A 14,637-nucleotide genomic window follows, 5' to 3' on the forward strand; every position below is an offset into this window, starting at 1 on the left:
AAAACCCTTCGCTGTCGACTATGCCTCAACCCTTGGCGGTGCGCTTGGTCTTCTTCGGATCGTCGAAAGGCAGCGGCTGCGCCGTCGCCTTGATCGAGCCGCTCTTGTTGCGGATCTCGAGCTTGGTGTCCTTGACCGCGCAGTCGACGTCGAGACGGGCGATGCCCATCGATTTCTTGACCAGCGGCGAATACATGGCGCAGGTCACCACGCCGACCTTTTTGCCATCACGGTAGACCGGTGCGCCCTCGTCGGCGGGTTCCTTGCCGTCGAGCAGAACGCCATAAATCTTGAAGCGTTCCTTGCCTTTCAGCCGATAATGCTCCTCCGCGCCGCGGAAGCCGGTTTTCCCTGGACTGACGGTGAAGTCGAGGCCGAGCTCCCACAGCGTGTCGCCGGGGCCTTCATTCTCGAACGGATATTTCTGCGAATTGTCGTAGGGATAGAACAGCAAATAGCTTTCGACGCGCAGCATATCGAGCGTGGTGAAGCGGCAGGGAATGATGCCGGCGCTCTTGCCCTCGTCGAGGATCCTGTCCCAGATCGTGCCCGCATCCTGGCCGCGGCAGAAGATTTCGTAGCCGCGCTCGCCGGTGTAGCCGGTGCGCGAGATCATGACGGGAAAACCGAACAGCTGCGTCTGCATATGATGGAAATAGTTGAGGTCGCGGATGCCCGGCACGTGCTTGGCGAGGTAATCGACAGCGGTCGGCCCCTGCAGCGAGAGGTCGTGCAGATTGTCGTCGAAACGCAGCGAGACGTCGCGGCCGACGGAAGCGCGTTGCAATTCCTCATGGCCGGTGCCGGAGCCGTGCACCACCATCCAGGCGTTCGGGCCGGTGCGGTAGAGGATGCAGTCGTCGGTGAATTTTCCGGCCTCGTTCAGCATGCAGGCATAGGCTGACTTGCCGGGATAGATCTTTTCGACGTCGCGTGTCGTCGCCAGGTCTATCAGATGCGAGGCATGCGGGCCGGTGATGTGGACCTTCTTCAGGCCCGACACATCCATCAGCCCGGCCTTGGTGCGGATGGCGGCATATTCCTCGTCGGCATCCTTGTCATAGGTCCAGGCGGTGCCCATGCCGCTCCAGTCTTCGAGCTTCGAGCCGAGCGCGCGATGGCGATCCGCCAAGGTCGAAAATCTCCAGGATGCCGTCATCCGCTAATCCTCCGTTCGAAAATTCTATTGTGTTCCCTGCCCCCTGCGCTGCGGCGGGAGCTTTGAGTGAATATTGACCGCAAACTTGCTGATGTCGCAATACCCATAAGCAAATAATTTCATTGTCAGGCAAAATTTGCTACGCCAAAATGACCGGTTAACCAAACGTAAATTCGCCTTGACAATTTCGCAAATCGGTCTGAATTTATGAAAAAAATTTCACTCTCTTGAAAGAGGGCAGCGACCGGCCAATTCGGAAGCCGGCGTTGGAATAAAGGGGAAAACCGATGTCAGACCTGCAGCAGCGCATCGAAGCGCTGTACCGCTCCGACGTGCGCGGATCCGCGCTCCTGATCATCTGCCTATGGGCGACGATCCTCTTCGTACTCATCATGACATGGCCCTACATCCCGGACACCGGGATCAAGATCGTCGTCGCCATCGCGGCCGCCGCCGTGCTGATCTTCAACACAGCCGCCATCTTGGCGATGGTCAAGCACTACAAGGAAGACAAGGACTTCATCTACGGTCTCGACATCAAGAACGCCGACGCGGCCCGCAACCGCAAGTCCTGAAAATAGAACGTCCTGAGGGGTAGAAGACATGTCGCGCTACACGCCGCCGGAACAAGGCAAGGCCGGGCAGATTTTCGATATTGTCGTCGTCGTCGTCGCCATTTTCGTGGCGCTGTGGCTGCCGCTGAAATTGGGCCTCGCCGGTGCCGCGAAATCCATCGACGCGCTCGATGCCAAGACATGGGAGGCGCTCGGACAGAACCCGACCATGGCCTCGATCTGGGAAAAGCTCGGCTATACGCCCGAGACCGCGCACGACATCATCCAGAACCGCTTCCACTACATCATCGACTGGCCGACGCTGATCATCATGGCGGCGGTGCTGATCGGCTATTTCGTCTTCCTGTTCCGCGCCTCCGACCGCGAATATCGCGACGTCATCAACGAAAAGTTCGACGACAAATAACGCAAGAAATTCAGACAACGCCAGAGATTTTGGGGAAGCACGCTCATGTGGATAGCTCTGTCTTATGCATGCTGGGGTATCTCGGTCGTGCTTGCGCTGTGGATGCTCTACGACTGGTTCAAGATCGACACGACCTACTCCGAGGAGGTGCTGACCTCCTCACGCGAAGGCGAGCTTGAAGCCGTTTCCGAAAAACACCGGATCTGAGTGGGGATCGATCAATGACCGCCGCGGTTGAGAATACCATCACCACCACCATTCACGGCGACAGGGTTTCGCTGCTCAGGGTGCTCGGCCCGGCCCATGTCTGGGCGCTCGGCGTCGGCATCGTGCTTGTCGGTGAATTCACCGGCTGGAATTTCTCGGCCGACAAGGGCGGCGCACTGGCAGCGCTGATCGTCTGCTGGGTCGTCGGACTGCTCTACACCTCGGTCGCCATGATCGATTCCGAGGTGACATCGACGGTCGCCGCCGCCGGTGGCCAGTACGCCCAGGCCAAGCACATTGTCGGGCCGCTGATGGCGTTCAACGTCGCGCTGTTCCTGGTCTTTGCCTACACCATGCTGGAAGTCTCGGACGCCATCCTGCTCGGCGACACCATTGTCGCCAAGGCGGGGGTCGAGGGGCTTACCCACAATTCCTTCATTGCCGCCACCATTGTCGTGCTGGCGTGGCTCAACTATCGCGGCGTGCTGATGACGCTCAACGTCAATTTCGTCATCACCGCGATCGCCTATATCTCGATCGTCATCCTGTTCTTCTCGGTCAGCCCGTGGACGCAAGGCGCGGTGCTCAAGCTCAACGAACTGGTGACGCCCGGTAACGCGCTGCCCTATGGCTGGATCGGCGTCATCGCCGCCTTCCAGTTCGGCATCTGGTATTATCTCGGCATCGAAGGCACCACGCAGGCTGCCGAAGAAGTGCGCTCGCCGGCCCGTTCGCTGCCCTACGGCACCATGGCCGGCATGATCACACTTTTGATCGCCGCCGCCATGACCTGGTATGTCTGCGCCTCGCTGATGCCCTGGGAATATCTCGGCATCACCTATTATCCCCTTTGGGACGCCGGCAAGCTGACGGGGAGTGCGCTGCTGGAAAACCTGCTGTTCATCGCCACGCTGCTGGCGGCACTCGCCTCAGCGAATGGCTGTATCAATGATGCGGCCCGCGCGTGGTTCTCGCTCGGACGCGACCGCTATCTGCCGACCTGGTTCTCGGCCGTGCACCCGAAATACCGCACGCCCTACCGCTCGATCCTGTTCCTGCTGCCGATCGCGCTCGCCTTCGCCTTCATCGCCGACCTCAACCAGGCGATCACCTTCTCGATCCTGTCGGGCGTGCTGCAATACACTTTCATGAGCATCAACATCATGATGTTCCGCAAGAAGTGGCCTCTGGGCACCATCCGTCGCGGCTACACCCACCCCTTCCATCCGCTGCCGGCGATCGTGCTGTTCTGCCTGTGCGTGGTGACCTTCTTTGCGATCTTCCTCGGCTTCGGCTCGCAGCTGATCGCCATGGTCGCCTTCTACTTCCTGATCTCGCTGTGGTTCCACTTCTACCGCTACCGCTATGTGCGCCGCGGCGACCAGTTCACCATGCCGTGGCCGAAGCCACAGGGCTATTGACAGGAGAGGGCCTGCCGGTTTGGGCGGGCATGGCGTGACGAGGTGTCTGACGTGACGACAGCATTGCTGGCCGGGGCGATCGCCCTGGCTCTCGTCCTGCACCTCGCCTGGCTTGCGCGCGCCAGCCGCAACAGGGCCAAGGCTGCTCATGCCGCCGAAGAGGCCGGCATCCGCGCCGTCATCCCTGATGCCGCTGACATCTCGGACGGCACGGTCGGCGTCGTCACCTGGGTGGGTTCGTGGAACGGACATCGCGTGCAGGTACGCACCATCGTCGACACGCTGGCAACGCGAAAACTGCCGGCGCGCTGGCTGAGCGTCTCGATCACCGAACCGGTCGCGGTGCCGGCGACCTTCGACATGATGATGCGGCCGGGCTCGCCGACGACCTTCTCCAATTTCGACCACCTTCAGCATACGCTGCCGAAGGCGCCGGGATTTCCAGCCGAGGCCGTGCTGCGAACCGACCTCAGGGCGGCGCGCTTTCCGCAAAACCTCATCGCCAGTCATCTCGACATCTTTGCCGAAGGCCGCGCCAAGGAACTCTTGATCACGCCGAACGGCGTGCGCATCGTCTGGCTGCTGGCCGAGGCAGAGCGCGCCCGCTACGGCGTGTTCCGACAGGCTGCCTTCGGCGGCGCAAGGCTCGATCCGGGGCTGATCGAGAGATTGCTCACCTCGGCATCGGCGCTGCGCGATGCTATCAACCGCCAGGAAAGGCAGGTGGCATGAGCGCACCCGCACCGACCAACCCCTATCTCGTGCTCGGGGCCGCGATCGTCCTACCGGCAAGCGGCCATGTTATTCTCGGCGTGCCGGTGCGCGGCCTGCAGTTCCTGTTCTTCATGGTCATCCTGGCCTGGGTCACCGCCAAGATCGCGCCGGCCGACGCCAGCTTCGTCGGCCGCCATGCCGGCGGCTTCCTGATCTATGCGCTGTCGATCCTCGATGCCTACAAAATCGCCCGCATCCGCGCCGCCACATGGGTTCACAGTGCCCGCGCGGGCGGCGATAGTGGACAGGACGGCATTGAGCCGCATACGTAACTACAGGAATATTTTTTTCATATGATTGAATTCTGGCAGCGCATTCGGTACATCATCTCTTAGTGGTAAACGCCGGGAGGCTGACATGTGTGGAATCGTCGGACTTTTTTTGAAGGACAAGTCGCTTGAGCCGCAGCTCGGCTCGATGTTGTCGCAGATGCTGATCTCGCTCAGCGATCGCGGCCCCGACAGCGCCGGCATCGCCATCTATGGCGCGCCTTCGAAGAACGAAGCCAAGATCACCATTCAGTCGGCCAAGCCTGAGCGCGATTTCCGCGGCCTCGACGCCGAACTCGCCAAGGCGATCGGCGCGCCGGTGAGCATTGCGGTGAAGTCGACGCATGCGGTGCTCCGGACCGCCCCGGACAAGGTCGACGCCGCGCGCGAAGCGCTGCAATCGATCCGACCCGACGTGCGCATCATGGGTTCCGGCGAAGCGGTGGAAATCTACAAGGAAGTCGGCCTGCCGGAGGCGGTCGTCGACCGCTTCGATGTGCGCTCGATGACCGGCACGCATGGCATCGGCCATACCCGCATGGCGACGGAATCGGCCGTCACCACGATGGGCGCGCATCCGTTCTCGACCGGCGCCGACCAGTGCCTGGTGCACAATGGCTCGCTGTCCAACCACAACAATGTGCGGCGCGAATTGCGGCGCGAAGGCATGACCTTCGAGACCGAAAACGACACTGAGGTCGCGGCCGCCTATCTCTCTTCGCAGATGGCGCACGGCAAGAATCTCGGCGAGGCGCTGGAAGGCACGCTGTCCGACCTCGACGGCTTCTTCACCTTCGTCGTCGGCACCAAGAACGGTTTCGGCGTGGTGCGTGATCCGATCGCCTGCAAGCCGGCCGTGATGGCCGAGACCGACCAGTATGTCGCCTTCGGCTCCGAATATCGCGCGCTGACCAAACTGCCCGGCATAGACAATGCGAGGGTCTGGGAACCGGAACCCGCAACCGTCTATTTCTGGGAGCATTGAGCCCATGCCGGCAACCAAACTTTCGAAGGCGGCGCAAGACCACGCCTCCCGGGTCGTCGATCTCGATGTGTCGTCGCTGCGCGAACTCAACCAGGCGCTTCACAATCTGACGCCCGGCTCCAACGAGACAGCGTGGGAAGTGCTGCACCCGAAGGGCAGCCATTCGGTCGCCGTCGGCGTCGACCAGCCGGTCAGCATCGATGTGCGCGGCAGCGTCGGCTATTATTGCGCAGGCATGAATGACGGCGCCGCGATCACCGTGCACGGCTCGGCCGGTCCCGGCGTCGGCGAGAATATGATGTCGGGCTCGATCGTCATCAAGGGCGACGCCAGCCAGTATGCCGGCGCCACCGGCAAGGGCGGACTTCTGGTGATCGAGGGCAACGCATCCTCCCGCTGCGGCATCTCGATGAAAGGCATCGACATCGTCGTCCACGGCAATATCGGCCACATGTCGGCCTTCATGGCGCAGTCCGGCAATCTGGTGGTGCTGGGCGATGCCGGCGATGCGCTGGGAGATTCCATCTACGAGGCGCGGCTGTTCGTGCGCGGCAAGGTCGAGAGCCTGGGCGCTGATTGCATCGCCAAGGAGATGCGGCCCGAGCATATCGAGTTGCTGCAGGGCCTTCTCGACCGCGCCGGCGTGACTGGCGTCAAGCCGTCGGAGTTCAAGCGCTACGGCTCGGCGCGCACGCTCTACAATTTCAATATCGACAACGCCGACGCGTATTGAGGCAGCATGACCTACAAGAACCCGCCGACGACACCGCGCAAATCCGCGACCTTCGACGACTACACGCTTTCCGAAATCCGCCGTGCCGCGGCGACCGGCATCTATGACATCCGGGGCGCCGGCGCCAAGCGCAAGCTGCCGCATTTCGATGACCTCCTGTTCCTCGGCGCCTCGATCTCGCGCTATCCTCTGGAAGGCTATCGCGAGCGCTGCGACACATCGGTGGTGCTTGGCTCGCGTTACGCCAAGAAGCCGATCGAGCTGAAGATACCGATCACCGTGGCCGGCATGAGCTTCGGCTCGCTGTCCGGCCCGGCCAAGGAAGCGCTGGGACGCGGTGCGACCCTTTCCGGGACCTCGACCACCACCGGCGACGGTGGCATGACCGAGGAAGAACGGGGCCATTCGAAGACGCTGGTCTATCAGTACCTGCCGTCGCGCTATGGCATGAACCCGCGCGACCTGCGCCGCGCCGATGCGATCGAAGTGGTGGTCGGCCAGGGCGCCAAGCCCGGCGGCGGCGGCATGCTGCTTGGCCAAAAAATTTCCGACCGCGTCGCCGAGATGCGCACGCTGCCGAAAGGCATCGACCAGCGTTCGGCCTCGCGCCATCCCGACTGGACCGGACCCGACGACCTCGAGATCAAAATCCTCGAGCTGCGCGAGATCACCGACTGGGAAAAGCCGATCTACGTCAAGGTCGGCGGCGCCCGGCCCTATTACGATACAGCCCTTGCGGTGAAGGCCGGCGCCGATGTCGTCGTCGTCGACGGCATGCAGGGCGGCACTGCCGCGACGCAGGAAGTGTTCATCGAAAATGTCGGCCAGCCGACGCTTGCCTGCATCAGGCCGGCGGTGCAGGCGCTGCAGGATCTCGGCATGCACCGCAAAGTGCAGCTGATCGTGTCGGGCGGCATTCGCAATGGCGCCGACGTCGCCAAGGCGCTGGCGCTCGGCGTCGACGCGGTGTCGATCGGCACCGCGGCGCTGGTTGCGCTCGGCGACAACGATCCACGCTGGGAGGCGGAATACAATGCGCTCGGCACCACGGCCGGCGCCTATGACGACTGGCACGAGGGCCGCGACCCCGCCGGCATCACCACGCAGGACCCGGAGTTGATGAAGCGGGTCGATCCGATCGCCGCTGGACGGCGGCTGGCCAACTACCTCAAGGTGATGACGCTCGAAGCTCAAACGATCGCGCGTGCCTGCGGCAAGAACAGCCTGCACAATCTCGAGCCCGAGGATCTTGTCGCGCTCACCATCGAAGCCGCCGCCATGGCCGGCGTGCCGCTTGCCGGCACCAACTGGATACCGGGGAAGAACGGCTTCTGACAAAGACTACCCAGATCACATAAGCGAGGAACTATAATGGGGAACGATCTCGCCGCATTCGCCAAAGAGAACGGCGTCAAATATTTCATGATTTCCTACACCGACCTGTTCGGTGGCCAGCGCGCCAAGCTGGTGCCGGCGCAGGCGATATCAGACATGCAGAAGGACGGCGCCGGCTTTGCCGGTTTTGCCACCTGGCTCGACCTGACGCCGGCGCATCCCGACATGCTGGCGGTGCCGGATCCGGATTCGGTGATCCAGCTGCCGTGGAAGCCGGATGTCGCCTGGGTCGCCGCCAATTGCATCATGGACGACAAGGAGGTCGAGCAGGCGCCGCGCAACACGCTGCGGCGGCTGATCGCGGAGGCCGCCACCGACGGCATGCATGTCAAGACCGGCGTCGAGGCGGAGTTTTTCCTGATCTCGCCGGACGGCAGCGTCATTTCCGACAAATACGATACGGCATCAAAACCCTGCTACGACCAGCAGGCGGTGATGCGCCGCTACGATGTCATCGCCGAGATCTGCGACCACATGCTGGCGCTGGGCTGGAGCCCCTACCAGAACGACCATGAGGACGCCAACGGCCAGTTCGAGATGAACTGGGCTTTCGACGACGTGCTGGCGACCGCCGACAAGCACTCCTTCTTCAAGTTCATGGTCAAGTCGGTGGCCGAAAAGCACGGCCTGCGCGCCACCTTCATGCCAAAGCCCTTCCAGGGCCTGACCGGCAATGGCTGCCATGCCCACATCTCGGTGTGGGACAAATCAGGCAAGACCAACGTCTTTGCCGACAATGCGATGGAACTAGGCCTGTCGGCCAAGGGCAAGAATTTCCTCGGCGGCATCATGAAACATGCCTCGGCGCTGGCCGCGATCACCAACCCGACGGTGAATTCCTACAAGCGCATCAACGCGCCGCGCACCATTTCGGGCGCGACGTGGGCGCCGAACACGGTGACCTGGACCGGCAACAACCGCACCCACATGGTGCGCGTGCCCGGCCCCGGCCGCTTCGAGCTGCGGCTGCCGGACGGCGCCGCCAACCCTTATCTGCTGCAGGCGGTCATCATCGCCGCCGGCCTCGACGGCATCCGCTCCAAGGCCGATCCCGGCAAGCGCTACGACATCGACATGTACCAGCACGGCCACACCGTGAAGGGAGCGCCGAAGCTGCCGCTCAACCTGCTCGACGCGTTGCGCGAGTTCGACAAGGACAAATCGCTCAAGGTGGCGCTGGGTGAGGAATTCTCGTCGGCATATCTAAAGCTGAAGCACCAGGAATGGAATTCCTATGCTTCGCACTTCACGCAGTGGGAGCGCGACCACACGCTGGATATCTGATCCGTCCAAGCGGTGCGAGCGACCTCGGAATGACCTGATGAAATACTCCATCTTCTCGCTCGCCCGCGCCGCCCTTTCCGGCCACAAGAACTGGCAGCGCACCTGGCGCGACGCCACGCCGAAGGACCGCTACGATGTGGTGATCATAGGCGGCGGCGGCCACGGGCTCGCCACCGCCTGGTTCCTTGCCAGCGAGTTCGGCATCAAAAATGTCGCCGTGCTGGAAAAGGGCTGGATCGGCTCCGGCAATGCCGGCCGCAACACCACCATCATCCGCTCCAATTATGGTCTGCCCGGCAATACCGGCTTCTACGAATTGTCGATGAAGCTGTGGGAGCGGATGGAGCAGGATCTCAACTACAATTCGATGGTCAGCCAGCGCGGCGTGCTCAACCTCTACCACTCCGACGCCCAGCGCGATGCCTATGCGCGGCGCGGTAACACCATGCGCATCAACGGCATCGACGCCGAACTGCTCGACCAGGCGGCGCTGAAGAAAATGCTGCCCTTCCTGAATTTCGACCATGCGCGCTTTCCCGTGCAGGGCGGGCTGCTGCAGCGGCGCGGCGGCACGGCGCGCCACGACGCGGTGGTATGGGGCTATGCGCATGCGGCGAGCGAACTCGGCGTTGATATTATCCAGAATTGCGAGGTCACCGGTTTTGTCCGGGACGGCAACGGCAAGGTGACAGGGGTCGAGACGTCGCGCGGCAAGATCGGCGCCGGCAAGGTCGGCATGGCGGTCGCCGGTTCCTCCTCGCGCGTCGCTGCGATGGCGGGTATGCGCTTGCCGATCGAAAGCCATGTGCTGCAAGCCTTCGTCTCCGAAGCGATCAAGCCGCTCATTCCCGGCGTCATGACCTTCGGCGCCGGGCATTTCTATGTCAGCCAGTCGGACAAGGGCGGCCTTGTCTTCGGCGGCGACATCGACGGCTACAATTCCTACGCCCAGCGCGGCAATCTGCCTGTGATGGAGGATGTCTGCGAAGGTGGCATGGCGCTGATCCCGATGATCGGCCGCGTGCGGCTTCTGCGCCAATGGGGCGGCATCATGGACATGTCGATGGACGGTTCGCCGATCATCGACAAGACGCCGGTGGACGGGCTCTACCTCAACGCCGGCTGGTGCTATGGCGGCTTCAAGGCGACGCCGGGTTCCGGCTTCGTCTTTGCCCATCTTCTGGCCCGCGACGAGTCACACAAGGAAGCGGCGCTGTTTCGCCTCGACCGGTTCCAGCGTGGCGCCATGATCGACGAAAAGGGCCAGGGCGCCCAACCGAACCTGCACTGAGGACGACTACATGCGTATTGTCTGTCCCTTCTGCGGCGAACGTGAACTCGGGGAGTTCACCTATCTCGGCGACGCCAAGCCGCAACGCCCTGCCGCGGATGCCGGCGAAGATGCCGTCTACGACTATGTTTATCTGCGCGACAACGTCGCCGGCGTGATGGCTGAGAACTGGTATCACGGCGGCGGCTGCCGCGCCTGGCTGAAGGTCACCCGCAACACGCTCACGCATGAGATTTCGGCGGTGGCGCCGGCGGCGGGCGTCGGCGCCGCCAAGGTTGGTGCGTGATGGCCGGCGCACAGACAAACCGGCTGGACAATGGCGGTCTCATCGACCGCTCGGCGCCGCTCAACTTCCGCTTCGACGGCAAGACCTTCCAAGGCTTCCAGGGCGACACGCTGGCATCGGCGCTGGTCGCCAATGGCGTCAAGCTGGTCGGCCGTTCGTTCAAATACCATCGCCCGCGCGGCATTCTCACCGCCGGTTCGGAAGAACCCAACGCACTGGTCGAGCTGCGTACGGGCGCAAGACGCGAGCCGAACACCAAGGCGACCACGGCAGAACTCTATGAAGGGCTCGAAGCCGCCAGCCAGAACCGCTGGCCGTCGCTGCGCCATGACTTCATGTCGGTCAACCAGCTGTTCGCGCCGATCTTCGTCGCCGGCTTCTACTACAAGACCTTCATGTGGCCGGCGAAATTCTGGGAGATGATCTACGAGCCGGCGATCCGCCGCGCCGCCGGTCTCGGCCGTGCCGCGATCGTCGCCGACCCGGATCACTACGACAAGGCCTGGGCGCATTGCGATGTGGTGATCGCCGGCTCCGGCCCGGCCGGTCTGGCGGCCGCTTTGGCCGCGGGCCGCAGCGGCGCCCGCGTCATCCTGTGCGAGGAGGATTTTGCGCTTGGCGGCCGGCTGTTGTCGGACGGTGGCACCATCGACGGGCTGCCGGCGGCAGAATGGCTGTCGCATACGCTAGCCGAACTCGGCTCGATGCCCGATGTCCGCATCATGACGCGCATGACGCTGTTCGGCGTCTATGATGGCGGCACCTATGGCGCGATCGAGCGCGTCAACGATCATCTGCCGACACCGCCCGAACACCAGGTGCGGCAGCGGCTGTGGCGGATCGTCGCCAAGCGCTGCGTCGTCGCTGCAGGCGCGATCGAGCGGCCCATCGTCTTTGCCGGCAACGACACGCCCGGCGTGATGATCGCGTCGGCGATGCGGACCTATGTCTCACGCTATGCCGCCACGCCGGCAAAACGCCTCGTGCTGTTCACCAACAATGAGGATGGCTGGCGCACGGTCGAGACCGCGCTCGGCGCAGGATTGCAGATCGCGGCGGTTGTCGACGCACGGTCTGATGTCTCGCCTGCTCATCGCTCGCTCGCCTCCAAGAATGGCTTCACCGTGCTGCACGGCTCCGTCAGCGGCGTCGATGGCGGCAAGGACGGTGTACGGAAAATAGCGGTTTCGCTCACTGGTGGCGCGCGCGCCGAGGTCGAGGCGGACGGGCTCGCCGTTTCCGGCGGCTGGAACCCGGCCGTCGGGCTCACCTCCTATCATCGCGGCCGGCCGAAATGGCGTGACGATATCGCCGCCTTCGTGCCCGATGGCGCGCCTCCAGGTATGGTCGCTGCAGGTGCCGCCAACGGCGATTTCGGCCTCGGCGCCTGCCTCAGCCAAGGCTTTGCCGCCGGTGCGACAGCCGCGCGTGATGCCGGCCGGACCGGTAATTCGGGATCGACGCCGGTTGCCGACGACGAGGCGTTTTCGCTGACGCCGCTCTGGCATGTCGCCGGCAAGGGCAAGGCCTTTGTCGACCAGCAGCACGACGTCACCGCTTCCGATATCGAGCTGGCGCAGCGCGAAGGTTTTGAATCGGTCGAGCATCTGAAGCGCTACACCACGCTCGGCATGGCGACCGACCAGGGCAAAACCTCCAATGTCGCCGGCCTCGCCATCATGGCGGCGGTGTCCGGCAAGTCGATCCCTGAGACCGGCACGACGATCTACAGGCCGCCTTACGTGCCGGTCGCCATCGGCGCTTTTGCCGGCCACCATCGCGACGAGACGTTCCATGCGACACGGCTGACGCCGTCGCATCACTGGGCCGCCGAACAGGGCGCGATCTTCGTCGACACCGGCCTGTGGAAGCGGGCGCAATGGTATCCGCGCGCCGGCGAGAAGGACTGGCTGGACTCGGTCACCCGCGAGGTCAAGGCGGTGCGCGGTGGCGTCGGCTTCTGCGATGTCTCGACGCTCGGCAAGATCGACGTGCATGGCCCCGACGCCGGCGCCTTCCTCGACCGCGTCTACATCAACACCTTCTCCAGCCTTGCCGTCGGCAAGGCGCGCTACGGGCTGATGCTGCGCGAGGACGGCCTGGTCTATGATGACGGCACCACGTCGCGGCTGGCCGAGGATCATTATTTCCTCACCACCACCACCGCCAAGGCCGGGCTGGTGATGCAGCATCTCGAATTCTGCCGCCAGGTGCTGTTTCCCGAACTCGATGTGCAGCTGACCTCGGTCTCCGACCAGTGGGCGCAATTCTCCATCGCCGGGCCGAAGACCCGTGACCTGCTCAAAGAGATCGTTGAGCCGGCCGAAGACCTGTCCAACGAAGGTTTCCCCTTCATGGGCGCGCGCGAAGTGGCGCTGCGCGGCGGCATCAAGGCGCGGCTGTTCCGCATCTCCTTCTCCGGCGAGATGGCGTTCGAGATTTCGGTGCCGGCCCGCTATGGCGAGGCGATGGCGCGCAATCTGATGCAGGTGGGCAAGCAATTTGGTGTGACGCCCTACGGCACCGAGGCGCTCGGCGTCATGCGGATCGAGAAGGGCCATGTCGCCGGGCCGGAACTGAGCGGCACAACGACCGCCGCCGATCTCGGCCTCGGCAAGATGATGTCGACCAAGAAGGACTTTATTGGCCGCGTCATGGCCGGCCGCGAGGCGCTGGTGGCGCCGGACCGGCAGGTCGTGGTTGGCATCAAACCGGTCGACAAGGCGCGCCGTTTGCGCTCGGGCGCGCACATCATTCCGAAGGGGCAGACGCCCGGGCCGGACAACGACCAGGGCTACGTCACCTCGGTTTGCTTCTCGCCGACACTCGACCAGTGGATCGGGCTTGGTCTGGTCGAACGCGGGCGCGAGCGCATCGGCGAGATCATCCACGCGCATGATCCGCTGCGCGGCGAGGACTATGATGTCGAGCTCTGCAATCCCGTCTTCTACGATCCGGATGGAGGGCGCCAGCGTGGCTGAGTTTTCCTGGGACGTTCGTAGTCCGCTCGAGCGTGCGCTTGTTGTCGGGCCGTATGGTGCGCCGGGCGATGCCGGCGTGTCGCTGACCGAAATCCGCAACTTCGACCTGATCCAGGTGATGGCGCGGCGCGGCAAAGCGGCCGAGATGAGCAAAGCCGCGAAGGCACGCTTCGGCGCCGCGGCTCCGGATGCACCCAAGGCAGTGCAGAGTTCGGACGCGACGCTGATCTGGTCGGGACCGGACCAGTTTTTCGTTCTGTCGAAGGGCGGCAAGCACACGGCTGAAGCACTCGCCCAGACGTTTGCATCTTCCGCGTCGCTGTCGGACCAGTCGCATGCGCGCGTGCTTATGAGCATCTCCGGCGCCAAGGCGCGAACGATGCTGGCGAAACTGTCGTCAATCGATTTGCATTCCGATGCGTTCTCGGTTGGCGCGGCGGCGGCGACCTCGATGGATCACACCAGCGTCACGCTGTGGCGCAGCAATGACCGGCCGGATGGGCAGGCGGTGCTCAACGTCTTGGTGTTTGCGACCTTTGCCGAAAGCCTATTGCACACGATGCTGGATTCGGCTGCTGAGTATGGCGTGGAGATCGGGCACTCCGAGGAACTTTAGCGCTCCAATCGTAGATATTAGCGCTGCCCCTCATTGCCCTGCCGGGCATTTCTCCCCGTGAACGGGGAGAAAGAGGCTGGCCGCAGCCTCGGCGCGTCCTGCAACGTTGGCGATTGGCGAAACCGGCGACGACAGCGTCCTTCGCCCCGTTTACGGGGAGAAGATGGCGGCAGCCAGATGAGGGGCAGCGCCGATGTTCGGAAGATGGGTTTGACTGGAAGGGTCCAACCGCTGTGAACGCCACCTCCGCCTTGC

The 14,637-nt window shown here is 63.4% G+C and carries 15 protein-coding genes; 14 read left to right on the top strand and 1 reads right to left on the bottom strand.

Features of this window, described 5'->3' with window-relative positions:
* Positions 1-25: 25 nt before the first annotated feature.
* Complete coding sequence (locus AC1D1B_RS10945; protein ID WP_477331934.1) at positions 26-1,159, bottom strand: aminomethyl transferase family protein; 1,134 nt, start codon at positions 1,157-1,159, stop codon at positions 26-28.
* A gap of 287 nt (positions 1,160-1,446) precedes the next feature.
* On the opposite strand from AC1D1B_RS10945, the gene AC1D1B_RS10950 reads away from it, so the two are divergent.
* The 14 genes from AC1D1B_RS10950 (at position 1,447) to AC1D1B_RS11015 (ending at position 14,382) form a co-directional block, all read left to right on the top strand.
* Positions 1,447-1,734, top strand: a complete 288-nt coding sequence (locus AC1D1B_RS10950) for a hypothetical protein (RefSeq protein WP_477331936.1) — start codon at positions 1,447-1,449, stop codon at positions 1,732-1,734.
* A 28-nt stretch (positions 1,735-1,762) separates the two neighbouring features.
* Positions 1,763-2,140, top strand: coding sequence for a hypothetical protein (locus AC1D1B_RS10955; protein ID WP_023668545.1), 378 nt, complete (start codon positions 1,763-1,765; stop codon positions 2,138-2,140).
* Between the two features lie 45 nt (positions 2,141-2,185).
* Positions 2,186-2,347 carry a hypothetical protein gene (locus AC1D1B_RS10960; RefSeq protein ID WP_477331938.1) on the top strand — a complete coding sequence of 54 codons (162 nt, stop codon included), beginning with the start codon at positions 2,186-2,188 and terminating at the stop codon, positions 2,345-2,347.
* Positions 2,348-2,361: 14 nt separating this feature from the next.
* Complete coding sequence (locus AC1D1B_RS10965; protein WP_477331940.1) at positions 2,362-3,768, top strand: APC family permease; 1,407 nt, start codon at positions 2,362-2,364, stop codon at positions 3,766-3,768.
* A gap of 42 nt (positions 3,769-3,810) precedes the next feature.
* On the top strand, positions 3,811-4,500 hold the full coding sequence (locus tag AC1D1B_RS10970; RefSeq protein ID WP_477331942.1) for a hypothetical protein: 690 nt from the start codon (positions 3,811-3,813) through the stop codon (positions 4,498-4,500).
* Positions 4,497-4,814 (top strand): hypothetical protein, encoded by a 318-nt coding sequence (locus AC1D1B_RS10975; protein WP_477331944.1) that lies wholly within the window; start codon positions 4,497-4,499, stop codon positions 4,812-4,814. Before AC1D1B_RS10970 ends, AC1D1B_RS10975 begins: the two co-directional genes overlap by 4 nt.
* Before the next feature lie 85 nt (positions 4,815-4,899).
* Positions 4,900-5,796 (top strand): class II glutamine amidotransferase, encoded by an 897-nt coding sequence (locus tag AC1D1B_RS10980; RefSeq protein WP_477331946.1) that lies wholly within the window; start codon positions 4,900-4,902, stop codon positions 5,794-5,796.
* Positions 5,797-5,800: 4 nt separating this feature from the next.
* Positions 5,801-6,529, top strand: coding sequence for a GltB/FmdC/FwdC-like GXGXG domain-containing protein (locus AC1D1B_RS10985; RefSeq protein WP_477331948.1), 729 nt, complete (start codon positions 5,801-5,803; stop codon positions 6,527-6,529).
* A gap of 6 nt (positions 6,530-6,535) precedes the next feature.
* Complete coding sequence (locus tag AC1D1B_RS10990; protein WP_477331950.1) at positions 6,536-7,864, top strand: FMN-binding glutamate synthase family protein; 1,329 nt, start codon at positions 6,536-6,538, stop codon at positions 7,862-7,864.
* A gap of 36 nt (positions 7,865-7,900) precedes the next feature.
* On the top strand, positions 7,901-9,208 hold the full coding sequence (gene glnT, locus AC1D1B_RS10995; RefSeq protein WP_477331952.1) for a type III glutamate--ammonia ligase: 1,308 nt from the start codon (positions 7,901-7,903) through the stop codon (positions 9,206-9,208).
* Positions 9,209-9,245: 37 nt separating this feature from the next.
* Entirely contained in the window at positions 9,246-10,499 is a 1,254-nt protein-coding gene (locus AC1D1B_RS11000; RefSeq protein WP_477331954.1) for a sarcosine oxidase subunit beta family protein, read from the top strand.
* A gap of 10 nt (positions 10,500-10,509) precedes the next feature.
* Positions 10,510-10,785 (top strand): sarcosine oxidase subunit delta family protein, encoded by a 276-nt coding sequence (locus AC1D1B_RS11005; RefSeq protein WP_477331956.1) that lies wholly within the window; start codon positions 10,510-10,512, stop codon positions 10,783-10,785.
* A complete protein-coding gene (locus AC1D1B_RS11010; RefSeq protein ID WP_477331957.1) occupies positions 10,785-13,766 on the top strand; it encodes a sarcosine oxidase subunit alpha in 2,982 nt (993 codons plus the stop codon). The genes AC1D1B_RS11005 and AC1D1B_RS11010 overlap by 1 nt, the downstream gene beginning before the upstream one ends.
* Positions 13,759-14,382 (top strand): sarcosine oxidase subunit gamma, encoded by a 624-nt coding sequence (locus AC1D1B_RS11015; protein ID WP_477331959.1) that lies wholly within the window; start codon positions 13,759-13,761, stop codon positions 14,380-14,382. The genes AC1D1B_RS11010 and AC1D1B_RS11015 overlap by 8 nt, the downstream gene beginning before the upstream one ends.
* Positions 14,383-14,637: the final 255 nt, after the last annotated feature.

It is taken from the genome of Mesorhizobium sp. P2_C5_2 (assembly GCF_056404535.1).